23 protein-coding genes and 1 tRNA gene are annotated in these 25,847 nt (G+C 73.5%); 11 read left to right on the plus strand and 13 right to left on the minus strand.

From position 1 onward, the window contains the following. The 6 genes from ACZ1IK_RS02640 to ACZ1IK_RS02665 all read right to left on the minus strand — a co-directional run. Window positions 1–1,024 (minus strand): serine/threonine-protein kinase (locus ACZ1IK_RS02640; RefSeq protein WP_465098308.1); only part of this gene is annotated, 1,024 nt, incomplete at its 3' end. Beyond that, on the minus strand, window positions 1,021–2,466 hold the full coding sequence (locus ACZ1IK_RS02645; protein ID WP_144918966.1) for a peptidoglycan D,D-transpeptidase FtsI family protein: 1,446 nt from the start codon (window positions 2,464–2,466) through the stop codon (window positions 1,021–1,023). The genes ACZ1IK_RS02645 and ACZ1IK_RS02640, both read right to left, overlap by 4 nt. Next, on the minus strand, window positions 2,463–3,887 hold the full coding sequence (locus tag ACZ1IK_RS02650; protein ID WP_185194604.1) for an FtsW/RodA/SpoVE family cell cycle protein: 1,425 nt from the start codon (window positions 3,885–3,887) through the stop codon (window positions 2,463–2,465). The genes ACZ1IK_RS02645 and ACZ1IK_RS02650 overlap by 4 nt, the downstream gene beginning before the upstream one ends. Next, window positions 3,884–5,599: a PP2C family protein-serine/threonine phosphatase gene (locus ACZ1IK_RS02655; RefSeq protein WP_465098309.1), complete on the minus strand. Its 1,716-nt coding sequence runs from the start codon at window positions 5,597–5,599 to the stop codon at window positions 3,884–3,886. The genes ACZ1IK_RS02650 and ACZ1IK_RS02655 overlap by 4 nt, the downstream gene beginning before the upstream one ends. A 3-nt stretch (window positions 5,600–5,602) precedes the next feature. Continuing rightward, entirely contained in the window at window positions 5,603–6,163 is a 561-nt protein-coding gene (locus ACZ1IK_RS02660) for an FHA domain-containing protein FhaB/FipA (protein ID WP_010079714.1), read from the minus strand. Then, on the minus strand, window positions 6,160–7,077 hold the full coding sequence (locus ACZ1IK_RS02665; RefSeq protein WP_115260220.1) for an FhaA domain-containing protein: 918 nt from the start codon (window positions 7,075–7,077) through the stop codon (window positions 6,160–6,162). Before ACZ1IK_RS02665 ends, ACZ1IK_RS02660 begins: the two co-directional genes overlap by 4 nt. A gap of 250 nt (window positions 7,078–7,327) precedes the next feature. Between ACZ1IK_RS02665 and ACZ1IK_RS02670 the strand changes: the two genes are divergently transcribed. Then, window positions 7,328–7,411: transfer RNA gene (locus ACZ1IK_RS02670), tRNA-Leu, on the plus strand. 174 nt (window positions 7,412–7,585) lie between these two features. Here ACZ1IK_RS02670 and ACZ1IK_RS02675 read toward each other — a convergent pair. After that, window positions 7,586–7,936 carry a universal stress protein gene (locus ACZ1IK_RS02675; RefSeq protein WP_041103511.1) on the minus strand — a complete coding sequence of 117 codons (351 nt, stop codon included), beginning with the start codon at window positions 7,934–7,936 and terminating at the stop codon, window positions 7,586–7,588. Between the two features lie 176 nt (window positions 7,937–8,112). Between ACZ1IK_RS02675 and ACZ1IK_RS02680 the strand changes: the two genes are divergently transcribed. From ACZ1IK_RS02680 to tctA, 3 genes are read left to right on the plus strand one after another with little or no spacing between them, the layout of a single operon-like run. Continuing rightward, the gene (locus ACZ1IK_RS02680) at window positions 8,113–9,120 is read left to right on the plus strand and encodes a tripartite tricarboxylate transporter substrate binding protein (RefSeq protein ID WP_041103490.1); all 1,008 of its coding nucleotides are present in this window, start codon (window positions 8,113–8,115) and stop codon (window positions 9,118–9,120) included. Then, complete coding sequence (locus tag ACZ1IK_RS02685; protein WP_041103491.1) at window positions 9,117–9,677, plus strand: tripartite tricarboxylate transporter TctB family protein; 561 nt, start codon at window positions 9,117–9,119, stop codon at window positions 9,675–9,677. Before ACZ1IK_RS02680 ends, ACZ1IK_RS02685 begins: the two co-directional genes overlap by 4 nt. A gap of 1 nt (window position 9,678) precedes the next feature. Further along, window positions 9,679–11,184 (plus strand): tripartite tricarboxylate transporter permease TctA, encoded by a 1,506-nt coding sequence (gene tctA, locus ACZ1IK_RS02690; RefSeq protein ID WP_041103492.1) that lies wholly within the window; start codon window positions 9,679–9,681, stop codon window positions 11,182–11,184. A 111-nt stretch (window positions 11,185–11,295) separates the two neighbouring features. Here the strand turns inward: tctA and ACZ1IK_RS02695 are convergent, their stop codons facing one another. Then, complete coding sequence (locus ACZ1IK_RS02695; protein ID WP_052520044.1) at window positions 11,296–12,261, minus strand: HpcH/HpaI aldolase/citrate lyase family protein; 966 nt, start codon at window positions 12,259–12,261, stop codon at window positions 11,296–11,298. Between the two features lie 344 nt (window positions 12,262–12,605). On the opposite strand from ACZ1IK_RS02695, the gene ACZ1IK_RS02700 reads away from it, so the two are divergent. The 5 genes from ACZ1IK_RS02700 (at window position 12,606) to ACZ1IK_RS02720 (ending at window position 17,965) form a co-directional block, all read left to right on the plus strand. Continuing rightward, window positions 12,606–13,886: a Glu/Leu/Phe/Val family dehydrogenase gene (locus ACZ1IK_RS02700; RefSeq protein WP_041103493.1), complete on the plus strand. Its 1,281-nt coding sequence runs from the start codon at window positions 12,606–12,608 to the stop codon at window positions 13,884–13,886. A gap of 296 nt (window positions 13,887–14,182) precedes the next feature. Next, on the plus strand, window positions 14,183–14,734 hold the full coding sequence (locus tag ACZ1IK_RS02705; RefSeq protein ID WP_041103494.1) for a YceI family protein: 552 nt from the start codon (window positions 14,183–14,185) through the stop codon (window positions 14,732–14,734). Window positions 14,735–14,806: 72 nt separating this feature from the next. After that, window positions 14,807–15,532, plus strand: a complete 726-nt coding sequence (locus tag ACZ1IK_RS02710) for a dienelactone hydrolase family protein (protein ID WP_002858216.1) — start codon at window positions 14,807–14,809, stop codon at window positions 15,530–15,532. Window positions 15,533–15,615: 83 nt separating this feature from the next. After that, entirely contained in the window at window positions 15,616–16,521 is a 906-nt protein-coding gene (locus ACZ1IK_RS02715; RefSeq protein ID WP_041103495.1) for a hypothetical protein, read from the plus strand. Between the two features lie 52 nt (window positions 16,522–16,573). Beyond that, window positions 16,574–17,965: an aspartate aminotransferase family protein gene (locus ACZ1IK_RS02720; protein WP_036316513.1), complete on the plus strand. Its 1,392-nt coding sequence runs from the start codon at window positions 16,574–16,576 to the stop codon at window positions 17,963–17,965. A gap of 167 nt (window positions 17,966–18,132) precedes the next feature. Here ACZ1IK_RS02720 and ACZ1IK_RS02725 read toward each other — a convergent pair whose 3' ends face one another. Beyond that, the gene (locus ACZ1IK_RS02725; RefSeq protein ID WP_041103496.1) at window positions 18,133–19,470 is read right to left on the minus strand and encodes a uracil-xanthine permease family protein; all 1,338 of its coding nucleotides are present in this window, start codon (window positions 19,468–19,470) and stop codon (window positions 18,133–18,135) included. 126 nt (window positions 19,471–19,596) lie between these two features. Here ACZ1IK_RS02725 and ACZ1IK_RS02730 point away from each other — a divergent pair, with 126 nt between their 5' ends. After that, window positions 19,597–20,517, plus strand: a complete 921-nt coding sequence (locus tag ACZ1IK_RS02730; RefSeq protein WP_010079702.1) for a carbohydrate kinase family protein — start codon at window positions 19,597–19,599, stop codon at window positions 20,515–20,517. A 103-nt stretch (window positions 20,518–20,620) separates the two neighbouring features. On the opposite strand, the gene ACZ1IK_RS02735 is transcribed toward ACZ1IK_RS02730, so the two are convergent. Next, on the minus strand, window positions 20,621–21,697 hold the full coding sequence (locus ACZ1IK_RS02735; protein ID WP_049146380.1) for a malate dehydrogenase: 1,077 nt from the start codon (window positions 21,695–21,697) through the stop codon (window positions 20,621–20,623). 73 nt (window positions 21,698–21,770) lie between these two features. On the opposite strand from ACZ1IK_RS02735, the gene ACZ1IK_RS02740 reads away from it, so the two are divergent. Continuing rightward, window positions 21,771–22,619 carry an HAD family hydrolase gene (locus tag ACZ1IK_RS02740; protein WP_036316534.1) on the plus strand — a complete coding sequence of 283 codons (849 nt, stop codon included), beginning with the start codon at window positions 21,771–21,773 and terminating at the stop codon, window positions 22,617–22,619. 22 nt (window positions 22,620–22,641) lie between these two features. On the opposite strand, the gene ACZ1IK_RS02745 is transcribed toward ACZ1IK_RS02740, so the two are convergent. From ACZ1IK_RS02745 to ACZ1IK_RS02755, 3 genes are read right to left on the minus strand one after another with little or no spacing between them, the layout of a single operon-like run. Then, window positions 22,642–23,190, minus strand: a complete 549-nt coding sequence (locus ACZ1IK_RS02745; RefSeq protein ID WP_002858225.1) for an NYN domain-containing protein — start codon at window positions 23,188–23,190, stop codon at window positions 22,642–22,644. A gap of 33 nt (window positions 23,191–23,223) precedes the next feature. Next, on the minus strand, window positions 23,224–24,315 hold the full coding sequence (locus ACZ1IK_RS02750; protein WP_061867209.1) for an acetyltransferase domain-containing protein: 1,092 nt from the start codon (window positions 24,313–24,315) through the stop codon (window positions 23,224–23,226). 22 nt (window positions 24,316–24,337) lie between these two features. Beyond that, window positions 24,338–25,840, minus strand: coding sequence for an amino acid permease (locus tag ACZ1IK_RS02755; RefSeq protein WP_061867210.1), 1,503 nt, complete (start codon window positions 25,838–25,840; stop codon window positions 24,338–24,340). Window positions 25,841–25,847 lie beyond the last annotated feature (7 nt).

Consider the following 25,847-nt stretch of genomic DNA (forward strand, 5'->3'; position numbering starts at 1 on the left):
CGTCGTCGGTGCGGGGCTGGGCCGCGGTCACCGGCAGCGCCGCGGTGGCGGGGGAGCCGTCTGTCCGGGTGCCCTCGGCGCGGGGATGGGTGGTGCGCATGCCGTCGTAGTCCAGGGGAGCGGTCTCGGCGCCCGAGGGGTCGGCCACGCCCTGCTCCTCGAGGAAGATGGCCAGGCCGGGCACGGCCTCCACGGCGCCGCGGGTGTCCTTGCGACGCAGCGCGTCGGCGGCCTCCGAGAGCGCGGTCGCGTCCGAGGGCCGCTCCTTGGGGTCCTTCGAGAGCATGCACATGATCAGGGCGCGCACCGGGGCCGGGACGGTGTCCGGCAGGGGCGGCGGGGTGTCGTTGACCTGGGCGAGGGCGATCGCGATCTGGGACTCGCCCGTGAACGGGCGATGCCCGGCGAGGGCCTCGTAGCCGATGATGCCCAGCGAGTAGAGGTCGGAGGAGCCGGTGGCCTGCTGCCCCGTGGCCTGCTCGGGCGCGAGGTACTGGGCGGTGCCCATCACCTGGCCGGTGGCCGTGAGCGGGACCTGGTCCGCCAGGCGCGCGATGCCGAAGTCCGTCACCTTCACCCGGCCGGTGGGCGTGATCATGAGGTTGCCGGGCTTGACGTCGCGGTGCACGAGCCCCTGGGCGTGGGCCGCCGAGAGCGCGGCCGCCGTCTGCGCGATGATCCGCAGGGTCCGCTCGGGGGAGAGCACCTTCTCCTTCTCGAGGATGGAGGACAGCGGCTGGCCCGGCACGAGCTCCATGACGAGGTAGGCGGAGCCCTTCTCCTCGCCGTAGTCGTAGACGTTGGCGACGCCGGGGTGGTTCAGCAGCGCGGTGTGCTGAGCCTCCGCCCGGAAGCGGCGCAGGAAGTTGGGGTCACCCGTGTACTCCTCCTTGAGGATCTTCACGGCGGTGATCCGGCCCAGGACCTTGTCCCGGGCCTTCCACACCTCGCCCATGCCGCCGATCGCGATGCGATCGGTCAGCTGGTACCTGCCCCCGAGGGTGATGCCCGATGTCGGCCTCATTCCGTGACCACCGCTTCCATGATTGCCTTCATGCCACTGACGATTGTCTGATGTCCAACCCCCGGCGGCTCGTCCTCCACCACGATCGTCACGGCCGCCCGGGGGTTCTCGCTCGCGTCGAAGCCGGTGATCCAGGAGTGCACGTTGCCCGTGTCCCCGACCTCGGCCGTGCCCGACTTCGCCGCGATCCGCACCGTGTCCGACTGCACGGATCCCAGGATGCCGTCCTCCACCGCCGAGACCATCATGTCCGAGACCTGCCCGGCCACCTCGGGGGTCGTCGCCCGGCCGCGCTCACGGGGGCTGAACTCCTGCACCGTGGTGAGGTCCGAACGGCGGACCGCCTTGATCAGCTGCGGCTCCATGACCACGCCGTCGTTCGCGATGCCGGCGGCCACCATGGCCATCTGCAGCGCGGTGGCCTGCACGTCCCGCTGGCCGATCGAGGACTGCGCCAGCGCGGCGTCGTCCAGGTCGGAGGGGAACACGGAGCCGGTCACGGGCAGCGGGTAGTCGAAGGAGTCGTTGAAGCCGAACCGCTCGGCGACCTCCCGGATCCGGTCCTGGCCCAGCTCGACGGCGGCCATGGCGAACGGCGTGTTGCAGGACTGCGCCAGCGCCCACGTGAGGGTCTGACGCCCCACGGTGTTGCACGGTGAGCCGTCGTAGTTGGGCAGCTCCGTGGTCGTGCCGGGCAGCGTCCACGCGGCGGGGATGTCCACCGTCCCGTCCGGGGTGTAGTCACCGGACTCGAGCATGGCCACCGCGTCGATCAGCTTGAACGTGGAGCCGGGGGACACGAGCTGCTCCGCGGCGCGGTTGCGGTATGCGCTGGCGCCGGGGATCTGGTCGATCGCGGCCATGGCCGACTGCGCCTCGGCCGGGCTGTGTGAGGAGAGCGCGTTGGAGTCGAAGCCCGGCTTCGACACCATGGCCAGGATCTCGCCCGTCGTCGGGTCCGTGACCACGGCGGAGGCGCGCACGCCGTCCGGGAGCGCGTCGTACGCCAGACGCTGCAGCTCGGGGTCGATCGTCAGCTCCACCTGGTCGCCCTCGGGTGTGGCACCCGTGATGATCTCCATGGCGCGGTCCACGAACTGGGACGTGGGGGTGCCGGAGAGCTGCTCGTTCATGGCCGCCTCCAGCCCGTCGGTGCCGTAGGTGAGCGAATAGAAGCCCGTGAGCGGGGCGTACAGCTCGGTCTCGTGGTAGACGCGCTGGTAGTGGTACGCGTCGCCGGAGGGGACAGACTCGGCGATCGGCTCGCCGTCCACGAGGATCGGCCCGCGCGGGGCGCCGAACTCCAGGAACATCTGCCGAGAGTTCAGGGCGTGCGTCTTGAGCTGGTCAGCGGCCAGCACCTGGATGACGGACGCAGCCAGCGCGAGCACGAGGAGCATGGCCGCCATGACGGTCCACGTGCGTCGGATCGCCTCGTTCACCGCTCCTCACCTCCTCCCGGGGGCACGGCGGCCGCCGGGAGCGCCGTGCCGGGGTCGAGGTGGCCGGCGCCGGGCCCGGACGCGTTGACCATCCCGTCCACGACCACGGGCCGGCGGGCGGCGTTCGAGATGCGCAGCACGAGCCCCACGATGATCCAGTTGGCCAGCAGCGAGGAGCCGCCGGCGGCGAGGAACGGCGTCGTGAGGCCGGTGAGCGGCAGCACGAGGGTCACGCCGCCCATCACCACGAACACCTGCCACGCCATGGTGAAGGCCAGGCCGGAGGCGAGCACCTTGCCGAATGCGTCGCGCACGCCGAGGGCGGCGCGCATCATGCGGGTGACGAGCAGGAGGTACAGGACGAGCACGGCGGCCAGGCCCACGAAGCCGAGCTCCTCGCCGATGGCCGTGAGGATCATGTCCGAGAAGGACAGCGGCACCTGGGTGGGGTTGCCCGCGCCCAGGCCGGTGCCCATCAGCCCGCCCGAGGCCATCGCGAACAGGCCCTGGACCACCTGGTAGGAGCCGCCGAAGTCGCGATGGTAGATCTCGGGGTCGAAGGCCCTCAGCCAGATCTCGAACCGGGCGGTCACGTGCGGCATGAACAGGAACGCCAGCGCCGCGCCGAAGGCGATCAGGCCCAGGCCGAGGAGGATCCAGGAGGCGCGGGACGTGGCGATGTAGAGCATCGCCATGAACATGCCGAAGAACAGCAGGGCCGAGCCCAGGTCGCGCTGGAACACGAGCACGCCGAGCGCCAGGAGCCAGCCGGCCAGCAACGGGCCGAGGTCCCGGGCGCGGGGGAAGGTCACCGGGCCGACGCGGCGGCCGGCCAGCAGGATCAGGTCGCGGTTCGCGGAGAGGTAGCCGGCGAAGAAGATGGCCAGCGTGATCTTGGCGATCTCACCGGGCTGGAAGGTGCCGAAGCCGACGTCGATCCAGATCCGCGCCCCGTACATGCTCAGGCCCAGCCCGGGCACGAGCGGCAGGAGCAGCAGCACGCCGGACGCGGCGAGGAACAGGTAGGGCCAGCGCCGCAGCACCCGGTGGTCGCGCACCAGGAACACCAGGGCGGAGGCCACCACGATGGCCAGGACGGACCACGCGAGCTGCGAGGTGGGATTGGCCATCGCGGCGTCCTGGCTCAGCCGGTGGATCATGGCCAGGCCCAGCCCGTTGAGCAGGGCGGTGATCGGGAGCATGAACGGGTCCGCGTAGGGGGCGCGCAGCCGCAGGACCACGTGCAGCACCAGGGTGGCGGCCCCGAAGATGCCCAGCGGCACCCAGGCGGTGGAGTCCAGCGGGGCGTCCGTGCCGATCATGCCCAGCAGGTCCGCCCCCAGGGCGATGGCCAGGGCGGCCAGCAGCAGGACCAGTTCGATGTTCCGGCGCGGGCGTGCGGGGGAGATCACCTCGGTCACGGGGCCTCACCTCCCGTCGCGCTCGGGGACGACGCCGGGCTCGTCGGCGCGGCGGAGCCGGACGCGTCCGAGGGGCGGGCGGAGGACGACGACGGCGTCGTGCTCGGCCGGGCCCGCTCGGAGGGCTCACCGGCGGGGGCGGGGGCGTTCGGGTGCAGCGAGTCGCGCAGCTCGGCGACGATCTGCTCCGCGTGGTCCACGTCCCGGGCGGCCATGCCGGCGTTCACGCGGTCGCGTGCGTACGCGGGCAGCGCGTCCACCGGGAGGTCGGTCTGGCGGTCCACGTGGGACAGCTCGAGCGGGCCCAGCCGCTGGGAGACGCCCTTGAACACGGCGATCCGGCCGTCGTTGGCCCCCACGTAGTACTGCGTCTGGGTCCACAGGTAGCCCCACACGGCCACGGCCGCGAGGGTGAGGGCGAGCAGCGTGGTGAATACGGGGATGAACCAGCCGCGACGGTACTGCACCGGGCGGTCGTCCTTCCCACGCCGCCGACGCGCGGCCCTGGCCTCGGAGCCGCCGGCGGGCCCGGAGGTCGCCGGGGCCGGGGTGGGGGCCGTGGCCGACGCCTCGGCGGCCTCGTCGGACGGCTGGTCGGCAGCGGTGGCGGCCGGTGTGGCGGCGGAGGAGGAGCCGACGGCGGCCGCGGTGCCGCGCGGCGCGGCGGGCGGGGCGGACGGGTCCGGGCGCGCGGCGACGTCGGGATCCGGCCCGTCCGTGAGGACGGCCGCGGTGCGCCGGGGACGGTTCTCCGGCACGGGCGTCTCGCCGAGCAGGGCAGCGGCGCGGCGGCGCGTGGAGCTGCGGGTGACCACGGGGATGCGATCGGTCCTCACAGCGTTGGAGGCCGCGCCGACGAGCAGGTGGGGTCGTGCGTCCAGGTCCTCGCGCAGCAGCAGGCCGGAGACCGGGCCGACCTCGGGCGGGTGGGCCGCGGCGAGGGCCTGCTCGGACAGGTGGACGTCCGGGACGGGGGCCAGCTCCTCCGCCGTGCCCTCCGCGATCTCGAACGCCACCACGGTGACGTTGTCCGGGGCGCCGCCCTTGAGGGTCAGGTCCACGAGGGTGTCGACGGCCTGGTTGAGAGCCTCCGAGTCCCGCAGCACCTCGTGGATCTTCTCGGGGGAGACCACGTCCGTGAGGCCGTCCGAGCAGAACAGCCAGCGCTCTCCGGGGGCGACGGGCACCTCGAACACGTCCAGCTCGGGGGAGGCGTCCACGTCGCCGAGCACGCGCATGAGCACGTTCTTGTTCGGATGGAACGGGGCCTCCCCGGCCTCGAGACGCCCCTCGTCCACGAGCTTCTGCACGAACGTGTGGTCCGTGGTGACCTGGGAGAACTCGCCGTTCGCGAGCCGGTAGGCACGGGAGTCGCCGATGTGCGCGATGTGCAGCGTGGTCCCCGCGAGCAGGGCGGCGGTGCACGTGGTGCCCATGCCGGCGAGCTTGGGGTTGGCGTGCACCAGCTCGTTGAGGATCAGGTTGGCGTTCTGGATCTCGTCCGGCAGCACCGTGGCCGGGTCCTCGTAGCCCACCGCATCCAGCGGGGCCAGGTCCAGCACCGTGGACGCGCTTGCCACGTCGCCGCCCACGTGCCCGCCCATGCCGTCCGCGAGCACGACCAGATGACGGCCCACGTAGGCGGAGTCGTCGTTCTTGGCACGGACGCGGCCGACGTCGGAGCGGGCGGCGTAGCGGAGGACGAGGGTCATGGGTCAGGCCTCGAGCTCCATGACGGTCTTGCCGATGCGGATGGCCGTGCCGGGGCCCACGGGCACCGCGCGGGTGACGGGGGCGCCGTTGACGTAGGTGCCGTTCGTGGAGCCGAGGTCCTCGAGGAACCAGCGGGTGCCCTGGGGGAACAGCCGGGCGTGGCGGCCGGAGGCGTAGTCGTCCACGAGCACCAGGTCGGCGTCCTGGGCGCGGCCCATCAGCAGGGGACGGCCCTCCAGGGCGATGGTCTGCCCGGCCTTCGGGCCCTCGACCACCCGCAGAGTCCGGGACAGCCGCGGGGCCGGCGTCGTCGGCGCGGACGCGGCGGGGGACGGCGTCGACGCGGGCGCGGGGCGGTCGACCGCGGACGAGCCCGCCCCGGCGGCCCCGGCCGCGGGCACCGCGGTGACCAGGCCGGCGTCGCGCTGGGCCTGCTGGAGGCGCGTCTTGTTCCGCCGGCCGACCACGAGGTCGCGGCCCTGCGCCATGACGATGGAGATGATCAGCACCCACAGGGCCAGCAGCAGGCCCATGCGGAGCACGGCGACGGCGAGCTCGCTCATGCGCGGCCCCCCGTCCCGCCGAAGAACAGCAGCTCGGTCTGGCCGACGGTCACCACGTCCCCGTCGCGCAGGGTGACGGAGCCGTCCACGCGGCGGCCGTTGACGAGCACGCCGTTGCGGCTGCCCAGGTCCAGGAGCGTGACCGTGGAGCCGACGGTGAGCAGGCGCAGGTGCTCGCGGGACACCGAGGAGTCCGGGATCACGAGGTCGGCACGCTCGGCCGAGCGGCCGAGGATCAGGTCGTCCCCGTCCAGGGGGAGCATGCGGCCGTCCAGCTCGAGTGCCGGGCCGGCGGGCTCGGTCACGGGGCGGCCCATCACGACGGTCGGCTGGTCGGCGTGGGAGGGGGCGGCGGGCGCGGCCGGGGCGGCGGCCCGGCGGGGCGCCGGACGGGGCCCGACGCGCGGGGCGGGGGAGGGCTCGCGGGGCGCGGCCGCCAGCGGGTCCTCGACCAGTCGGTCCGGCGCCGGGGCGGTGGCTCCCGGGCCGTGGGCGGTGGCGGGCGAGGCGCCGTCGTCGTGGGGGGCCGGGGCGGTGAGCGAGCCGTCGTCCAGGCGGGTGACCACGCGCAGGTCCCCGCCGCGCACGTCCGCGTCCGGGTGGAAGGCGACCCGGACCGTGCCGGGCAGTGCATAGCCCTGGGAGTCGGCGTGGCGGATGACCTCATCGCACAGCTCGCTGGCGAGGGTGGACCCCCACGAGCGGGCGCGCTCGAAGTCGGCGGGGGAGAAGTGGACCACGTAGCTGTTGGGCGCGACCGTGTGGCCCTCGGACAGCGCGATCGACTCGTCGTCCATCGCCTGTCGCAGGGCCGAGGCGATCTCCACCGGCTTGACCGCCCGCGGACCGCCGGCCGAGAAGGCCGAGCGCACGGCCCGCTCCAGGCCGCGTTCGAGGTTGTCCAGAAGTCCCACGACGGGGCCCCTTTCCACAGTTGTCCGTCCCGATACTACGGGCCGGGCTGGGAGACCGCCGAGAACAGCGGGATTCTGCGGGGTGGAGCGCGGGTGGGAGAGGTGCCGGAGGGGGCGAGCCACGGGCGTGGCGGGGACGCGGGGGTGGGCGTCGGGGTCGATTTGCACGCCCGGGCGGCCGGGGGTTAGAGTATTCCTCGCTGCCTGTGACGGTCGCCGGATGTCCGGAGCCGAGATCAGGAAGCCGCTCGCGCGAGTGGCGGAATTGGTAGACGCGCTGGCTTCAGGTGCCAGTGTTCGCAAGGACGTGGGGGTTCAAGTCCCCCCTCGCGCACCGAGGACGAAGGCCCCGGAACCACACGGTTCCGGGGCCTTCGGCGTTCCCAGGCTGGTCCCACTCACCCGTTGGGGGCGGTTTCGGGCGGTATCCACGCCGAATACCGCCCGAAACCGCCCCCAAACGCCGCGGGGTGGGCCGGGCGCGGGGCCGCCCGCCCGACGCCGGCCCTCACGGCTTGACGCACACCACCGGGACGCGCGCCTCGAGGATGATCTGCTGCGCGGCCGATCCCAGCAGCAGCTTGCCCACGGGGGAGCGGTGCTTCACGCCCACCACGATCCGGCTCGCGCCCACGCGCTCGGCGTGCTCGAGCAGGTCGCCGACGGCGTCCCGGCCGCGCTCCTGGGCGTGCGCCACGGACGCGACGACGCCGGCCTCGCGCGCCTCCGCCTCGTCCGGCTCGGTCCCGTCGAGGGAGAACCAGACCACGTCCTCTCCGCGCAGGGCTGCCTCGGCCAGGGCGGCCCGCCAGGCCGCGGCGCTCTCGGGGGTGCTGGTTCCGGTGCTGATGATCGTCATGGGGACCACTGTGCGTCATGGACGCGGCCCCCGTCACCACCCGGACCGGTTGTCGTCGGTCACTCTGCGGACGCAGAGTGCACGCCGCCCCGCCCCACTGCTACCGTGACCTCCACCACTCGCACCTGTCCCCGGCGCCACTCCCTGGCGGCGGGGTGTCTCTGTTAGGAACCGCCATGTCCTCCACCTCCCCCGACGGCCCCCCGCGCCGACGCACGGGGATCGGCCGGATCGTCTTCAGTGTGATCGCGGTGCTCACCGTGCTCGCGGCCTCCGCCTTCTCCATCCGCTCGGCCTCGGGAGGCAACGACATCCGCACCAATCTGACCCTCATCGCCCCCGCGGCCGCCGGCGGCGGCTGGGACTCGTTCCAGCGCGAGCTGCAGCAGGCCATGCGCGTCAACGGGCTCGTGAACAACGTCCAGGTGGTCAACATTCCCGGCGCCGGTGGCAACATCGCCCTCGGTCAGCTGACCACGCTCGAGGACGCGAACAACCTCATGGTGGGCGGCACCGGCCAGATCGCCGCCCACGCGGCCCGTGGCACCGGCCCCGAGCTCTCCCAGGTCACCGCGGTCAGCCGCGTCGTCGAGGAGTACAGCCTCGTGGTGGTCCCGGCGGACTCGCCGTATCAGACCATGGACGACCTGGTGACCGCCTGGCGCGCCGACCCCGCCCACGTGGCGTGGACCGGCGGCGGCTCCTTCGACCAGCTCGTCATGGCGGACATCGCCCGCACGGCCGGCGTGCCGGTCGCGGACACCACCTACATCCCGTCCGACGGCGGCGGCGAGGCCATCCAGGCCCTGCTCAACGGCACCGCCCAGGCCTCCGCCGGCGGCTTCGCGGACATCTACCCGCAGGTCCAGGCCGGCCGACTGCGCGCCCTCGGCGTGGTGGCGGCCGAGCCGCTGGCCGGCGTCGAGGAGATCCCGACCCTGCGCTCCCAGGGCTACGACGTCACGCTCACCAACTGGCGCGCCCTGTTCGCGCCGCCGGGCATCTCCGCGGAGGAGCGCACCGAGCTCGAGGCCCTCATCGCCGAGGCGGTCGACACCCCCGAGTGGAAGGAGGCGGTGCAGCGCAACTACTGGAACCCCGTGCCCCTCTCCGGCACCGAACTCGAGGAGTTCATCGCCGCCGAGAAGGAGCGCATCGGCACGCTGACGGAGGAGGTCAAGTGAGCCAGGCATCCACCGTCTCCCCCGCCGCCGACGCCCCCTCCCGCTGGGGACGCGCCGCCGGGCTCTCCGGACTCGTCATGCCGGCCGTGCTGGCCGCGTTCAGCCTCTACCTGCTGCTGGGGTCCCTGACCATGGACACCGACGGCGCCGACTTCCCCGGCCCGGACTTCTTCCCGCTGATCCTCGCGGTCACAGGTCTCGTGATCGCCGCCGCGCTCGCGGTGGAGGTCGTGCGCGTGCGCCAGGCCCCCGAGGGGCAGGCCGACGCGGACGGCGAGGTCGGCCAGGTGGCCGGCCCGCTGACCCTGTTCCACTCGGACTTCGGCGCGCTGGCCTGGTGCTTCCTCGGCTTCCTCGCGTTCGCCGTCCTGCTGCCCTGGCTCGGGTGGATCCTCGCCGGGGCGCTGCTGTTCTGGTGCATCACGCGGGCGTTCGGCGCCCCGCACCCCGTGTTCGACATCCTCGTCGCCCTGTTCGTCTCCTCGCTGGCCTACCTCGGCTTCGCGGTGGCCCTGGGCCTGACCCTGCCCTCGGGCATCCTGGGAGGTGGCTTCTGACATGGAGACCCTCGGACTCCTCATGGAGGGCTTCGCCGGAGCCCTCACCCCCATGAACCTGCTCTGGGTGGTGCTGGGCTGTCTGCTCGGCACCGCGGTCGGCGTGATGCCTGGACTGGGCTCCTCGATGGCCGTGGCCCTGCTGCTGCCCATGACCTTCGCCCTCGAGCCCACCGCCGCGTTCATCATGTTCTCCGGCGTGTACTTCGGCGGCCTCTTCGGCGACTCCACCATGGCCATCCTCATGAACACCCCCGGCCAGGCCTCGGCCATCGCCTCCACGTTCGAGGGCCACCGCATGGCCCAGGACGGCCGGGCGGCCCAGGCCCTGGCGACGGCGGCGCTCGGCGCCTTCATCGGCGGCATGGTGGCCTCGGTGTGCGTCGTGTTCCTCGCCCCCGTCCTGGCGGAGTTCTCCACGAGCTTCGGGCCCGCGGAGTACTTCGCGCTCGCGCTCTTCGCGTTCGTGGCCACCTCCTCGGTGGTCGCCGACTCGGTGCTGCGCGGCCTGGCCTCCCTGGTGCTGGGACTGGGCATCGCCGTCGTCGGGATCGATGCGGTGACCGGCACCGAGCGCTTCACGATGGGCTCGCCGCAGCTGTTCGACGGCATCCCGCTGGTGACCGTCACGGTGGCGATCCTCGCGCTCGGCGAGGTGTTCCACGTGGCCTCCCGGGTGCGCCGCGAGCACGAGGACCTGCGCATCCGCCGCACCGGCCGGCCGTGGCTCTCGGGCGCCGAGTTCCGCGAGGCCGCCCCTGCGTGGCTGCGCGGCACGGCGATCGGCCTGCCGTTCGGCATCGTGCCGGTGGGTGGCTCCGAGGTGCCGACGTTCCTGGCGTACTCGGTCGAGCGGCGCCTGGACCGACGCCGAGCGCATCCGCAGTTCGGCCGCGGCGCGATCCGCGGGCTGGCGGCCCCCGAGGCGGCGGGCAACTCGACCACCGGCATGGCGATGGGCGCCCTGCTTACGCTCGGCCTGCCCGTCTCCGCGACGGCGGCCATCATGCTGGCGGCGTTCCGCCAGTACGGGCTGCAGCCCGGCCCCCTGCTGTTCGACCGCAGCCCGGACCTCGTGTGGGCGCTGCTGGCGAGCTTCTTCATCGCGATGATCGTGCTGCTGGCGATCAACCTGCCGTTCGCGCAGCTGTGGGCCAAGCTCCTGCTGATCCCGAAGCACTACCTCTACGCGGGGATCACGCTGTTCTGCGGGCTGGGCATCTACGCCACCACGGGCGCGGTGTTCGACCTGCTGATGCTCCTGGGGATCGGCGTGCTGGGCTTCCTGATGCGGCGGTACGGCTACCCGCTGGCGCCGCTGATGATCGGCATGGTGCTCGGCCCGCTCGCGGAGACCAGCCTGCGCGACGCCCTGCTCAGCTCGGTGGGCGACCCGGCCGTGCTCGTCTCCACCCCCATCACGTGGGTGATCTACGGGATCCTGGCGATCGTGCTGGCGTTCTCCGTGCGGGCCGCCGTCGTGCGCCGGACGCGCCAGGACGTGTGAGCGGAGGCGGGATCCGCACCCCCCGAGGCAACGCGGGTTGAGTTGTCACCGGTGTGCGGCCTCCGCACCCGTGACAACTCAACCCGCGTTTCTGGTGGGCGGCGGCCCCGCTCAGTAGTGGTACGTGTCCGACGGCGCCGTGATCGCGTTGTCCTGGTCCGGGTACCGCGTGGAGCGCACCCCGAACGCGGTGGCCAGCCCGAGGATCTTCTCCGCGCGCGCCTTGCGGGGCAGGTCGGAGCCGTTGCGGATCTCGCCGCCGTCGGCCTCGAAGTCCGCGAGGAACTCGTGGGCCCACGCCAGCTCCTCCTGGGACGGGCTGAGCCCCTCGTTCACGGCCGCGCACTGCTCCGGCGCGAGGCACAGCTTGCCGGTCATGCCGAACTCCGCGGTCACCGCCGTCGCCTCGGCGAGCTTCACGCCGGTGGAGCCCACGGTGGGCCCGTCGATCGCGCCCGGCAGCCCCGTGGCCTTCGCCGCGATCGTGAACTGGGACCGCGTGTACGCCAGCGCCATCGGCGACTCGCCCAGGCCGGTGTCACGGCGGAAGTCGCCGATCCCGAAGGCCAGCCGGAACGTGCCCTTCGCGGCGGCGATCGAGTCGATCCGCTGCAGCCCGCGCGCCGTCTCCACGAGCGCCACGACGGGCACCCCGGGCAGCCGCCGGGCGGTCTCGTTCACGTGGTCCGTGGACTCCACCATCGCCAGCACGACGCCGGCCAGGCCGCCCTCGGCGACCGGCCCGCCCAGGTGCGCGGGCAGGGCCGCGGCGAGCGCCTCGACGTCCTGCTCCCACCACCGCGAGCCGTAGCCGTTGAGCCGCACCCAGCCGGTGTGCCCGGAGGTCAGCCAGGCGACGGCGTCCCCGCGGGCCTGGTCCTTGTCCTTGGGGGCCACGGCGTCCTCGATGTCGAGGATGACGATGTCCGCGGCCGAGTCCTCGGCGGGCTGGAACCGTTCGGGCTGGGCGGCGTTGACCAGCAGCCAGGAGCGGGCGAGCTCCGGGTCGATGCGCTGGCCGGGCACGGGCTGGAACGCGGGGGAGGGGGTGATCGCGGCGGGCAGGGTCACGGTCATGAGGGGCTCCTTCACGGGGCTGGGGCGTCGGGCCGACGTCGCGGGCGGGGTGCCTCGCGCGGCGGACGGCCGGGGGCCGGACCAGGTGGGCCCTGAGCGAGCGGCGTCGGTTCGACGCCGAAGGGCGCCGCGGGTGTGCGGCGCGTCCACAGCACAGTACACGCCGCTGTGTCCGGCGTCACCCGGGCGGTCGCGGATCTCGGCTCAGCGGGGGTGACGGGTGACCGGGGAGCGCGTAGCGTTCATCGGGGTCCGGACGACGTCGGCCGCGCAATGGGGCGCGGCACTCCGCGCGTCGGTCGGGCCGCGACACATCCCTTCCCACCGGACCACGAGGACGCTCAATGACGAGGATCCCCGCCGAGGACGAGGCCGTGACGGCCCCGTCCTCCCCGCTCGACAACGCCCTGGCCCAGCTCTCCGCCGCCGTGAAGACGCTCGGCTACGACGAGGGCCTGCACCAGATGCTCGCCGCCCCCCGCCGCGAGATGGCCGTCTCCATCCCCCTGCGCCGCGACGACGGCTCCACCGAGGTGCTCCGCGGCTACCGCGTGCAGCACAACTTCTCCCGCGGCCCGGCCAAGGGCGGCGTGCGCTTCAGCCTGGACGTGGACCTGGACGAGGTCCGCGCACTGGCCATGTGGATGACCTGGAAGTGCGCCCTGCTGGACGTGCCCTACGGCGGCGCCAAGGGCGGGGTGACCATCGACCCGCGCCAGTACTCGAAGGCCGAGCTCGAGCGCGTCACCCGCCGCTACACCTCCGAGATCCAGCCGATCATCGGCCCCGAGGTGGACATCCCCGCCCCGGACGTGGGCACGGACGAGCAGACCATGGCCTGGATGATGGACACCTACTCGGTGAACGTCGGCCACACCACGCTCGGCGTGGTCACCGGCAAGCCCGTCGCGCTCGGCGGCTCGCTGGGCCGCGCCTCCGCCACCTCGGCGGGCGTGGTCCACGTGGCGCTCGCCGCGCTCGAGCACCTCGGCATCGAGCCGTCGCAGGCGACGGCGGCGGTCCAGGGCTTCGGCAAGGTCGGCGCCGGCACGGTCGAGCTGCTCGAGGCGGCCGGCGTGAAGGTCGTGGCCGTGTCCGACCAGTACGGCGCCGTGCGCGACGACGAGGGCCTGCACTACGACGCCCTGCAGAAGCAGCTCTGGGACACCGGCTCCGTGAAGGACACCCCCGGCACCGAGCCCATGGACGCGGACGAACTGCTCGAGATGGACGTGGACCTCGTGGTCCCGGCCGCCGTGCAGTCCGTGCTGACCGAGGAGAACGCCCCGCGCGTGCGCGCCCGGCTGGTCGTGGAGGGCGCCAACGGCCCCACCACGGGCGAGGCCGACCGCATCCTCTCCGAGAAGGGCGTCCTGGTCGTCCCGGACATCCTGGCCAACGCCGGCGGCGTGATCGTCTCCTACTTCGAGTGGGTCCAGGCGAACCAGGCCTACTGGTGGAGCCGCGAGGAGGTGGACGAGCGCCTGAAGCAGCGCATGGTCGCCGCGTGGCAGGCCGTGCTGGCCACCTCCGAGAGCCGCCGCGTGAGCCTGCGCGAGGCCGCCACCCTGACCGCCGTGCAGCGCGTGGCCGAGGCCCACCGCACCCGCGGCCTCTACCCGTGACGGGGGGCGGCCCCGCCGCCTGACCCCGTCCGGCCGCCCGAGCGCGGCCCCGCCGCCTGACCCCGCGCCGACGGCCCGGAACCCCCGGAGGTTCCGGGCCGTCGGCGTGGGTGGGCTCGGCCTGATGTGCCCCCACGGCCCGTGACGTCCGTCTCTATTTCGAATTTTGACGATCAGGCGTGGACAACCCGCCCGGATGATGTTTGAATTTGAAACAAGTTCGGAGGCCGAGGCGCCGCCCGCCGTGGCGGCCCACCCCGGACACACCAGACAGACCCGCTGAAAAGGAGCACCCCATGCGCGCCATCACCCCCGGCACCTGGAACCTGGACGCCGCGCACTCGGACGTCGACTTCGTCGTCCGCCACGCCGGCATCTCCAAGGTCCGCGGCACCTTCCACGCCGTGGAGGGCCAGCTCGTCATCGCCGAGGAGTTCACCCAGTCCTCCGTCGAGGTGACCGTCGACGTCGCCTCCATCAGCACCAAGAACGAGGGTCGCGACGCCCACCTGCGCTCCGCCGACTTCTTCGACGTGGAGCAGTTCCCCACCATGACCTTCCGCTCCACCGAGGTCCGCGGCGAGCCCGAGGAGTTCACCCTGGTCGGCGAGCTGACGCTGCACGGCGTCACCCGGACCGTGGAGCTCGAGGCCGAGTTCGGCGGCCAGGACAAGGATCCCTTCGGCGCGACCCGCGTGGGCTTCGAGGCCACCGGCGAGATCTCCCGCAAGGACTTCGGTCTGACCTGGAACGCCGCCACCGAGGCCGGCGGCGTCCTGGTCTCGGACAAGGTGAAGCTCGAGATCGGCGCCGCCTTCGTGCTGTCCGAGGCCGACGCCCAGGCCTGAGCCTGAGTCGACCTCGCGCGTCGAGACCGGGTCCCTCGATGAGGGGCCCGGTCTCCTCATAGGGTGGGGCCCATGATGGCTTCGAAGACCCCGCACCAGAACGTCACGTTCGACCTGCCCACGAAGGACGCCGGCCAGGACGGCGACCGGACGGGCCACGGCTACCTCGCGCTGCCCGCCTCCGGGAAGGGCCCCGGCGTGATCGTGATCCAGGAGTGGTGGGGCCTGGTGGACCACATCAAGGACGTGTGCGACCGCCTCGCCGACCTCGGCTTCGTCGCGCTCGCCCCGGACCTCTACGGCGGCTGGATCGCCCACGACGGTGACGAGGCCGGCGAGATGATGCAGAACCTGCCCGCCGAGGAGGGCGCCCGCCAGCTGGCCGGCGCCGTCGACTGGCTCCTCGCCCGGGACGAGGTGACCTCGCAGACCGTGGGGGCGATCGGCTTCTGCATGGGCGGCGGCTTCGTACTCGCCCTCGCGGCACAGCAGGGCGACAAGGTCTCCGCCGCCGTGCCCTTCTACGGCGTGGGCCAGGGCGTGCCCGGCGACTTCTCCGGCGTCACCGCCGCCGTCCAGGGCCACTACGCCGAACAGGACGACTCCTTCCCCGTCGAGGACGCGCGGCGGCAGGAGCAGCAGATCCGTGAGGAGTCCGGGGCCGACGTCGAGTACTTCTACTACGACGCCCCGCACGCCTTCCACAACGACGAGAACCCCCAGGGCAACCACCGGCCCGAGGCCGCGGCCCTCGCCTGGGATCGCGCGGTCTCCTTCCTGAAGGAGAAGGTCCGCTGAGCGGCTCCCGTGGCGGCCGGGGCGGGAAGTCCCGCGCGAGCAGGGGCGGCCCCGCCCGATCCACCCGCTCCGGCGGGCGTGGCGTGGCCAAGGGCGTGAAGCCCGCGGGCCGTGCCGGGGGTGAGGGCCGGCGTCGTCCCGCGCCCGCGCCGCCGGCCGACCTGCCCGTCCCGCCCGAGACCCTCTTCCTGGCCACCATCCCCGGGGCCACGCCGTCCACGTGGGTGGAGCGGTTCACCACGCGCCAGCGCACGGTGCAGCTCGTCAACCACGACGACGCGGCCCAGCTGGCCCACCTCGCCCACGACGACGCCGGTCAGCCCCGCCACTTCCTGCCGCAGCTGGGCTACGTGCGGCGCCGACGCGACGTGTCCGCCGAGGAGTTCCTGCGCGCCGGCGGCGTCGACCCGCGGCACGTGCACCTCGTGGGCGTGTACTCCGAGCTGCCGGTGGTGTGCGTGGGCAGGGACCACCTGCTCGCCGCGTGGGACGTGGACGCGGACGGCCCGGTGCCGCCCGCCGAGCTCGACCCGGACGAGGAGCTGGATCCCGCCCGCTTCGCCCCGGTCCCCAGCGCGGAGCCGATGGACGCCGCCGAGCTGCCCGGCGCGGGCGAGCGGATGGCCCTGGAGATCGCCGCGTCCGGCGCCGGCCACGTCGTGCTGCCGATGTCCGTGGTCCGCATGTTCGGCCGCAAGGACGTGATCGTGCTGCCGCTGGCCTCCACCCTCGACGACACGGTGGGCCTGTCCCGCGCCGACCGCGAGGCCGCCGCCACGCGGTCCGCGCTCGCGGACGAGCAGGCGCGGTCCGAGGCGGAGGCGGGCGCCGCCGTCGTCGACGGGGCGGATCCCGCGGGCCACGGCGGCGACGACGCCCGCCACCCCGGCTGGGACGTCGCCCTGGCCTGGCTCAAGGCGGCCGACTCGGAGCTCGTGCAGGCGTTCGTGGGGGTGGCGCGCGGGCGGCGGGGCGCCAGCTCGCGCTGAGGGCGGGCGCGCCTATGCTCGGAATGAGCCGCATCACACTCAAGGAGGGCGCATGTCCGAGCATCAGCAGCACGTCGGCCGCCGGGACCCCCGGATCAGCGACGAGGCCATCGAGCGCGGCCGCCGCGCCCACGAGCTCGACCGCGCGCACGTGTTCCACTCGTGGAGCGCGCAGCGCGACCTCACACCCATGACCATCCTCGACGCCGAGGGGTCGTGGGTGTGGGACGGCGAGGGTCGGCCCATGGTCGACTTCAGCGGGCAGCTCGTCTTCACGAACGTCGGCCACCGCCACCCGAAGATCGTGGCCGCGATCCGGGAGCAGGCCGAGACGCTCGCCACCGTGGCCCCGCAGCACGTCAACGACGCCCGGTCCGAGGCGGCCCGGCTGATCACGGAGCGGCTGCCGGAGTCCATCAACCACGTGTTCTTCACGAACGCGGGCGCGGAGGCCAACGAGCACGCGGTGCGGATGGCACGCCTGCACACGGGCCGGCACAAGGTGCTCTCCGCGTACCTCTCGTACCACGGCGCCACGCGCCTGACGGCGAACCTGACCGGCTCCCTGCGGCGCGTGGGCTCGGACTCGGCGTCCGACGGCGTCGTGCACTTCCAGCCCGCGTACACGTACCGCTCCGCGTTCGGCTCGGAGAGCGACGAGCAGGAGGCCGAGCGCGCGCTGGCCCACCTGCGCGACGTGATCGAGCTCGAGGGCCCCTCCACCGTGGCCGCCGTGATCCTCGAGGCCGTCCCCGGCACCGCGGGCATCTTCCTGCCGCCGCCCGGCTACATGGCCGGCGTCAAGGAGCTGTGCCGTGAGCACGGGATCCTGCTGATCATCGACGAGGTCATGGTCGGCTTCGGCCGCGTGGGCGAGTGGTTCGGCCACCAGCTGACGGGCGTCACCCCGGACATCGTCACGTTCGCCAAGGGGGTCAACTCCGGGTATGTGCCGTTGGGCGGCGTCGCCATGAGCGACGACGTCTACGAGAGCTTCGCGACCACGCCCTACCCCGGCGGCCTGACCTACTCGGGCCACCCCCTCGCGTGCGCGGCCGCCGTCGCCGCGATCACCGCGATGGAGGAGGAGGGCATGGTCGCCCACGCGAAGCGCATCGGCGAGGAGGTCATCGGGCCGCGCCTGGCCGAGATCGCCGCGGCCCACCCGAGCGTGGGCGACGTGCGCGGCGCCGGCGCGTTCTGGGCCGTCGAGCTGGTGAAGGACCGGCAGACCCGGGAGCGGCTGGCCCCGCTCGGTCAGGTCGCGCCCGTGATGGGGCGGATGATGGCCGAGGCCAAGGACCGCGGGCTGCTGCTGTTCATGGCCGAGAACCGGTTCCACCTGTGCCCGCCGCTGAACATCTCGGACGAGGACCTGCGCTTCGGCCTCGACGTGCTCGACCAGGTCCTCGCCCTCGCCGACGAGGAGGTCGCGGCCGGCTGACGGGACCCGCCCCCCAGCCCCGCCGGCCCCGCCCCAGTCCGCCCACCCCGCGTTTTCGAACGTGAAAGGGGGGTTCTCAGCGCTTTCGGTCGTGAGATTGGCCCTATCTCACGACCGAAAGTGCGCGTGGCGCGGGGATGCGCGAGGCGGGGCGCCCGGGGCCGGGGTCAGCCGAGCCGGCCGGCCTCCGAGGCCTCGAACTCCTCCTCGTCCTCGGGCACCGGCTCGGTGCCGCGGGCGCGGGCGATCGCCGTCATGAGGTGGTACACCACCAGGGCGGCGACCGTGCCGAGCGTGATGCCGCCGAACACGAGCCCGCCGACCACGAGCTGGGGGTCGGCGATCGCGATGATCAGGCCCGCACCCGCCGTCATGAGGTTCACGGTGTTGGAGAAGTCCACGCGGTTCTGCACCCAGATGCGCACGCCCATCATGCCGATCATCCCGTAGAGGATGATGCCCGCGCCGCCGGCCACCCCGGCCGGGATGGTGGCGACGGCGGCCCCGAACTTCGGCAGGAACGCGAGGGCGATCGCGGTCAGGCCGGCCACCCAGTACGCCGCCGTCGAGTAGACGCGCGAGCTGGCCATCACGCCGATGTTCTCCGCATACGTGGTGGTGCCGACGCCGCCGCCCGCGCCGGAGAGCATGGTGGACAGGCCGTCCGCGATCAGGGCACGGCCGGTGAGCGGGTCCAGGTCGCGCTTGGTCATCAGCCCGACGGTCCTGACATGGCCGATGTTCTCCGCGACCAGCACGAGCACGACGGGCAGGAACAGGGGCAGCAGGTCCCAGCGCAGCTCCGGGCCGTGGAAGGGCGGCAGCCCGATCCAGGCGGCCTCCCCGACGGCGGCGAAGTCCACCTGGCCCTGCGCGAGGGCCAGCACGTAGCCCACCACGATGCCCACGAGGATGGACAGGCGGCCCAGGAGCCCCCGGAACGTCACGGCCGTGAGCACCACCGCCAGGGCCGTGCCGAACGTGGTGACCGGCACCTCCTGCATGGCCGTCGTCGTGGCGCCGGCGAGGTTGAGGCCGATCAGGGCCACGATCGTGCCCATCACCGCCGGCGGCATGAGCGCGTGGATCCACCCGGTGCCGGCGCGGTGCACGATCGCGCCGATCACCGTGAGCAGCAGGCCCGTCACCAGGATGCCGCCGAGCGCGGCCCCCGTGCCGCCGATCGCGGCGGCGGCCGTCAGGGGTGCGATGAACGCGAACGAGCTGCCCAGGTACGAGGGCAGGCGGTTGCCCGTGATGACCAGGAAGAGCAGGGTGCCCAGGCCGGAGAAGAGCAGCGCCGTCGTCGCGGGCATGCCGGTCAGGGCGGGCACGAGCACGGTGGCGCCGAACATGGCCATCACGTGCTGCACGCCGATGCCCACGGTCCGGGGCCAGCTCAGCCGCTCGTCCGGGGCGACGACGGTGCCCGGGGTGATGGTGCGGCCGTCGCCGTGGAGGCGCCAGCCGGGGCCGCGCGAGGGCCGGGTGGGGGTGGGGGACATGGCCGCCTGCCGAGGGGTCGGGGATGGGGGTGTCGGGCGTTTCTCGGGGGCCTGGAAGCCTGAGCACAGCCCCGGTTCCGCGCCGGTGATTAGGGTACCGTGGGGCGCGTGGCTCAGTACTGTGGTGTGATCGGAGAGGCGCTCGTCGACGTCGTGGTCTCGGACACCGCGACCCCCCGCGTGCACGTCGGGGGCAGCCCCCTGAACGTGGCCGTGGGCCTGAGTCGGCTGGAGCGGCCCGTCCTGTTCGCCGGCCGCCTCGGCCGCGATGCGCACGGGGACATGATCGCCTCGCACCTGCGGGAGAACGGCGTGCGCTGCCTGCTCGAGCCGGATGCCGCCGCCACCTCCGTGGCCACCGCCCGCCTGGACCCCACGGGCGCCGCCAGCTATGAGTTCGAGCTGGACTGGACGCTGCCGCCCGCCGCCGCGCTCGCCCGGGACTTCGACGACGCCGCCGGCGGCCCGCTGCACCACATGCATGCCGGCTCCATCGCCACCATGCTCGCCCCCGGCGACGCCGAGGTGATGGCCCTGCTCGAGCGGATCTCCGCGGTCACGACCATCAGCTACGACCCCAACGTGCGGCCCACGATCGTGCCGGACCGGGCGTTCGCCCGCGCCCGCGCGGAGGAGTCCGTGCGGCTGGCGGACGTGGTGCACGCCTCGGACGAGGACATCGCGTGGCTGTACCCGGACCGCCCGCTGCGCGAGTCGCTGCAGGCGTGGCAGCAGATGGGCCCGGCGTTCGTGGTGATGACCCGCGGCGCCGAGGACATCGTGGCCGTCACCGCGCACGGCGTGGTGGAGCGCCCGATCGTGCCCGTGGACGTCGCGGACACCGTGGGCGCCGGCGACTCGTTCACCGCCGCCCTGCTCGCCGCCCTCGACGACCGCTCCCTGCTCGGCGCCGCGAACCGCGGCCGCCTGCACGCGATGGACCCGGCCGACGTCGAGTCGGTGCTGATCTACGCCTCCCGCGCGTCGGCGATCACGGCCTCCCGCCCGGGGGCGGACCCGCCCACGCGGGCCGAGCTGGCGGACTGACCCCACGCCCTCCCGTCCCCGCACGAATCTGTTGCGCATCCGACCCTTCCGGCGGGCGGGGACGCCCCCAGAAGGGTCAGAGACGCAGACGATCCCGGCCGCCTCAGAGCAGGCCCAGCCCTCGCACGGCGTCGCGCTCGGCCTCCAGCTCGGCGACGGTCGCGGCCAGCCGCCCGCCCTCACCCGGCAGCACGGACTCGTCCGGCTCCAGCCCCGGCACGATCCGCCACGCGGTGCCGCCGTCGGAGGTCACGGGGAACGAGCTGATCAGCCCCTCCGGCACCCCGTAGGAGCCGTCCGAGACCACCGCGGCCGACGTCCGGCGCGGCGCACCGTCCGCGTCCACACCGGTGCCGAGGGTCCAGTCGCGCATGTGATCGATCGCCGCGGACGCCGCCGACGCCGCCGAGCTCGCCCCGCGCACCTCGATGATCTCCGCGCCCCGCCTCGCCACGCGCGGCACGAACTCCTCGCTCGCCCACACCGGGTCCACCACCTCGAGCGCCGGCCGCCACGTCCCGTCCACCCGCACGCGGGCGTGGGTGAGGTCCGGGAACTGGGTGGCGGAGTGGTTGCCCCAGATCGTCACGCCGGACACGTCCGTCACCGCGACGCCGGCCCGCGCGGCCAACTGCGCCACGGCCCGGTTGTGGTCCAGCCGGGTCAGCGCCGTGAAGCGCGCGGCCGGCACGTCCGGGGCGTGGGCGGCGGCGATCAGCGCGTTGGTGTTGGCCGGGTTCCCGACGACGACGACCCGCACGTCCTGCGCCGCGTGGTCGTTGATCGCCCGGCCCTGAGGCCCGAAGATCCCGCCGTTCGCCTCGAGCAGGTCGCCGCGCTCCATGCCCTTCGTGCGCGGCCGCGCGCCGACGAGCAGCGCGTGCTGGACCCCGTCGAAGGCGCGGGCCGGGTCGTCCGTGACCTCCACGTCGGCCAGCAGCGGGAAGGCCGCGTCGGCGAGCTCCATGGCGGTGCCCTCCGCGGCGCCCAGGGCGGCCGGGATCTCGAGCAGGCGCAGCCGGACCGGGGTGTCCGGGCCGAGCATCCCGCCGGCGGCGATGCGGAAGAGCAGCGCGTAGCCGATGTTGCCGGCGGCGCCGGTGACGGTGACCGTGCGGGGCGTCGTCGACGCGGGGTCCGGGGCGGTGTCCTGTGCGGTGGTCTGCTGTGCGGTGTCCACGCCCCCATCGTGCCCCCGCTCGCCCGCGGAGGACACCCCGGCCCGCCGCACGGCCCCGGCCTAGACTGAGCGCATGCCCGCCCTGCCCCTGCCCTCGCGCCGTCCGCGGATGATCGCGACGGACCTGGACGGCACCATCATCGGGTACCGGCACACGCGGTCGGGGCGCCTGAGCCCGCGCACCATCGCGGCGCTGCGGGACGCCCACGACGCCGGCGTCGAGGTGGTGTTCGTGACCGGCCGTCCCCTCCGCTGGCTCGGCCCGCTGAGCGCGCAGCTCGGCCCCGTCGGCCCGGTGATCTGCTCCAACGGCGCCGTCCTCGTGGACACCGCCACGGACGACGTCCTGATCGCCCACCCCATGCCCGTCGAGGCCGTGTGGACAGCCACGGACCGGCTGCGCGCCCTGGACCGCACCGTGTCCTTCGGCGCCGAGACCCTCGAGGGCTTCTTCTGGGAGCACGCGTTCTCCGAGCGCGCCGAGTTCCGGGCCGAGGTCCACGCGGCGGCCACGCTCGAGGCCGCGCTGCCGGGTCGGCTGGGCGTGGTGAAGCTGCTGGCCCGCTCGGACACCCTGGCCCCGGACGCCTTCCTCGCCGCGGCCCGCGCCGAGCTGGACGAGCTCGTGAGTGCCACGCACTCCGCGCCCGGCATCGCGCTCGTGGAGATGTCCGCCCCGGGCGTGCACAAGGCCGCGACCCTCGCCGAGTTCGCCGCGAGCCGGGGGGTCGCGCCGGTCGACGTCGTCGCGTTCGGGGACATGCCCAACGACCTGGAGATGCTCCAGTGGGCTGGTCTCGGCCTGGCCGTGGCCTCGGGCCATCCGTCGCTGCTGGCCGCGGCGGACGGCGTGGTCGGGGCGTGCGACGACGACGGGGTGGCCGCCACCGTCGAACGCCTGCTGGAGCTGCCCACGGACTGAGCCGCGGGCCACCCCCGGCGGGTCAGAGGAACTCGTACGGGTCGAACGCCTCGACGTCGATCACGCGCAGGCGCGGCAGGGACGAGTCGAACGCGCCCACCGCGTGCTCCAGGTCGAAGAACTCGACCCCGGGGATGCGGCGCAGCTCGTGGGAGAGGAACTCCTCGAAGCCCATGATCCCGGTGCGTCGGCCCGGCGTGGCCGCGAGGTCGGTGAGCTGGGGGGCGAAGTCGGCGTCGTGGCTGACGAGGACGACGTCGTCCTCCCGGCCCAGCAGCGCCTCCGCGGTGCGCTGGATGCCGATGTCCACGACCTTGCCCTCGCCCCGCAGCATGATCGGCTGGAAGCCGAGGGCGGTGAGCGCCTGGACGAACGGGATGGGGATCTCACCGTCGATGGCGAGGAAGAACAGGCCCTTGACCGGCTGGTCCCAGCGGTCCTCGAGGTAGCCGAGCAGGCGCTTCCAGCGTGGCCGCTCGTCGGGCTGGGGGCGCCGCTGCAGGATGGACGTGCCGAGGGTGGCGTCGATGTTCTCGCCGTCGATCAGCAGGTAGGTGGTTCGCTCGCTCACGCTCTCGAGGCTACCCGCTGGGGTGGACGTCGGTCAGCGCGCGCGGTCGAACGGGGCCGTCAGCAGGCGGACGACGCCCTCCAGCGGCCCCGCGCGGAACGGGCCGATACGCACGACGGCCCGCCACAGCAGCGGCAGCAGCAGCGCGCCGGCCACCAGCACGGCCAGGTTGAACCACGTGTCGTCCGTGCCCGTGGCGCTGCGCCACGGCCCGGGTCCGAGCCCCCGCACCCAGCCGAGGTACCACAGGTGCGCCACGTACACGGACAGCGTCATCGCGCCGGGCACGGCCAGCAGCCCGGCCCACCGCGGCGCCAGGGCCGCGCACCCGCCGAGCACGATCAGCACGAGGCCCGTGTCCAGCAGGGCCTCCGCCGGGGTCGCCGTGTAGGGCACGGGGGCGGCGCCGGTCCGTGTCCGGGACAGGGCGAGCACGACGCCGGCCAGCGCGATCCCCCCGGCCGCCCAGGCGAGTCCCGTGAGCCGTGCGCTCCGGGCCGGGGCCGCCGTCGTCGTGCCGTGGACGGTGGCGACCAGCACCGCCCCCAGCAGCGCCCACGCGAGGAACAGGGGGAGGCGGTACGGGCCGTCCGTGAGGAACGCGGAGACCCACGGGGTCAGCGTCGCGCGGCTCAGCCCGAGCGCCTGCGCGGCGGGGACGAGCCGGTCGACGACGTCGGCCGTCGGTGTGGCGGCGAGCAGGAGGCCGCCTCCGCCGGCCAGGACGGCGAGCACGAGGTGCGCGGCGAGGGGGAGGGCGGCCAGCAGTGCCATGAGCACCGTGAGCACAGCCAGGTGCGCCAGCACGTTCACGACGGCCGCCCCGAAGAGCCCGGTCAGCCACGCCGCCCCGCACAGGGCGGCCGCCCGCACAAGCGCGCGGGGCACGGCCCGGCCACGGCCCAGCCACTCCGCCTCGAGGCGCGCGCCCACGCCCACGAGCGCCGCGAACAGGGGCGCGGTGAGGTGCTCGGAGAGGTGGAGCACCCCACCCGGGCCGCCGGCGGGCGCCGTGTGGGCGACCATCATCGCGACCAGGGCCAGGCCGCGCGCGACGTCCACCCAGACCAGGCGGCCCCGGGCGGTGTGGGTGGCGGCGGGAGCGTGGGAGGAGGGGGCGGGCACGGCGACCTCCGAGGTGGGGGACTCAGTCCAGGACGCGGGTGAGGTCGGCGTCCTCGTAGCGGACCGGCTTCGAGCCGGTGACGAGCTTGTGGCCGAGCCACAGCGCGAGGAACAGGGGCAGGCCGATGTACGCGCTGGCCACGGCCACGAGGTCCACGTCGCCCATGAACGCCTGGTAGTTCTGGCCGAGGATCACGACGGCGCACATGACCAGCGCGACGATCGGGCCCAGGGGGAACAGGAAGGCGCGGTAGGGCAGGTCCTTCGGGTCGTGGCCCTGCGCGACGTAGGCCCGCCGGAACCGGTAGTGGCTCCAGGCGATGCCCATCCACACGATGAACCCGGCCAGGCCCGAGGCGGAGACGAGCCACACGTAGGCGGCGCCGTCCCCGATGAACGTGGTCAGGAAGCACGCCGCGCCCACCGCGGTGGTGGCGTAGAGGGCGTTCATGGGCACGCCGCGCCGGTTCACCTTCGCCAGGAAGCGCGGGGCCTTGCCGGAGTCGGCCAGGGCCCAGAGCATGCGGGTGGAGGCGTACAGGCCCGAGTTGCCCGCGGAGAGGATGGCCGTGAGGATCACGGCGTTCATCACGGAGGCGGCGGCGAGCACGCCCGCGTTCTCGAAGACGAGCGTGAACGGGGAGATCGAGATGTCCTCGACGTCGCTGCCCAGCAGGTGGGGGCTGGTGTAGGGGATGAGGAAGCCGACGACGGTGATCGCGCCGACGTAGAAGAGCAGGATGCGCACGAACACGGTGCGGATCGCCTTGGGCACGTTCTTCTCCGGGTCCTCGGCCTCGCCCGCGGCCACGCCGACCAGCTCGGTGCCCTGGAAGGAGAAGCCGGCCACCATGAAGATCGCCAGGATGCCGGCGCCGCCGCCCACGAAGGGGGCCTCGCCGTCCGTCCAGTTGTGGAAGCCGGGGGAGGAGCCGCCGAGGATGCCGACGATCATCAGGACGCCGAGCACCAGGAAGATCACCACCGTGGCGACCTTGATGAGCGAGAACCAGAACTCGCTCTCGCCGTAGGCGCGCGTGGAGAGGGCGTTGAGGCCGAAGAGCAGCGCGAGGAAGATCGCGGACCAGATCCACGAGGGCACGTCCGGGAGCCAGTACCGCATGATCAGGGCCGCCGCGACGAGCTCGGCGGCCACCGTGATCGCCCAGTTGTACCAGTAGTTCCAGCCGATGGCGAAGCCGAACGAGGGGCTCACGAAGCGGGTCGAGTACTCCTCGAACGCGCCGGAGACCGGCAGGTACGTGGACATCTCGCCGAGCGACTGCATCAGCAGGAACACCATGAAGCCGATGGCCACATAGGCCACGAGGGCGCCACCGGGGCCGGCGGTCGCGATGGTGTTGCCCGAGGCCACGAACAGGCCCGTGCCGATGGCGCCGCCCATCGCGATCATCGTCAGGTGCCGGGACTTGAGGGTGCGTTGCAGGGAGCCGCCCTCATGGGTGGCGTGGGCGGCGGAGGCGCGCGGCGTCGACGGGGACGTCCGGGGTGCGCTGGTGTCCACGGTGGCC

Source organism: Micrococcus sp. CS26, from assembly GCF_055522295.1.

Excerpts from the sequence above, each read along its gene's own strand:
- ACZ1IK_RS02655 (WP_465098309.1), bottom strand. The coding sequence starts at position 5,599 with ATGACCCTCGTCCTCCGCTACGCCGCCCGCTCCGACGTCGGCCGCGTC.
- ACZ1IK_RS02660 (WP_010079714.1), bottom strand. The coding sequence starts at position 6,163 with ATGAGCGAGCTCGCCGTCGCCGTGCTCCGCATGGGCCTGCTGCTGGCC.
- ACZ1IK_RS02675 (WP_041103511.1), bottom strand. The coding sequence starts at position 7,936 with ATGACGATCATCAGCACCGGAACCAGCACCCCCGAGAGCGCCGCGGCC.
- ACZ1IK_RS02680 (WP_041103490.1), top strand. The coding sequence starts at position 8,113 with ATGTCCTCCACCTCCCCCGACGGCCCCCCGCGCCGACGCACGGGGATC.
- tctA (WP_041103492.1), top strand. The coding sequence starts at position 9,679 with ATGGAGACCCTCGGACTCCTCATGGAGGGCTTCGCCGGAGCCCTCACC.
- ACZ1IK_RS02695 (WP_052520044.1), bottom strand. The coding sequence starts at position 12,261 with ATGACCGTGACCCTGCCCGCCGCGATCACCCCCTCCCCCGCGTTCCAG.
- ACZ1IK_RS02700 (WP_041103493.1), top strand. The coding sequence starts at position 12,606 with ATGACGAGGATCCCCGCCGAGGACGAGGCCGTGACGGCCCCGTCCTCC.
- ACZ1IK_RS02705 (WP_041103494.1), top strand. The coding sequence starts at position 14,183 with ATGCGCGCCATCACCCCCGGCACCTGGAACCTGGACGCCGCGCACTCG.
- ACZ1IK_RS02710 (WP_002858216.1), top strand. The coding sequence starts at position 14,807 with ATGATGGCTTCGAAGACCCCGCACCAGAACGTCACGTTCGACCTGCCC.
- ACZ1IK_RS02720 (WP_036316513.1), top strand. The coding sequence starts at position 16,574 with ATGTCCGAGCATCAGCAGCACGTCGGCCGCCGGGACCCCCGGATCAGC.
- ACZ1IK_RS02725 (WP_041103496.1), bottom strand. The coding sequence starts at position 19,470 with ATGTCCCCCACCCCCACCCGGCCCTCGCGCGGCCCCGGCTGGCGCCTC.
- ACZ1IK_RS02740 (WP_036316534.1), top strand. The coding sequence starts at position 21,771 with ATGCCCGCCCTGCCCCTGCCCTCGCGCCGTCCGCGGATGATCGCGACG.